This window comes from Paenibacillus sp. UASWS1643, from assembly GCF_008693195.1.
In the GTDB taxonomy this organism is placed as follows: domain Bacteria; phylum Bacillota; class Bacilli; order Paenibacillales; family Paenibacillaceae; genus Paenibacillus; species Paenibacillus amylolyticus_B.
Map to the genome: position 1 here is coordinate 1 of NZ_VXKZ01000032.1, position 304 is coordinate 304.

Genomic DNA, 304 nt, shown 5'->3' on the forward strand with positions numbered 1-304 from the left:
TCGCCCTATTCAGACTCGCTTTCGCTGCGGCTCCGGCTCTTCACCTTAACCTTGCACGGGAACGTAACTCGCCGGTTCATTCTACAAAAGGCACGCCATCACCCCTAAAACGGGCTCTGACTTTTTGTAAGCACACGGTTTCAGGTTCTATTTCACTCCCCTTCCGGGGTGCTTTTCACCTTTCCCTCACGGTACTGCTTCACTATCGGTCGCTAGGAAGTATTTAGCCTTGGCAGATGGTCCTGCCGGATTCATACGGGGTTTCACGTGCCCCGCACTACTCGGGATCCGTCTCGGAGGGAAC

Annotated in this window: 1 rRNA gene; it reads right to left on the reverse strand. The window is 54.6% G+C overall.

Annotated elements, in window-relative coordinates:
• A 23S ribosomal RNA gene (locus FE296_RS00150) occupies positions 1-304 on the reverse strand; the annotation flags it as partial.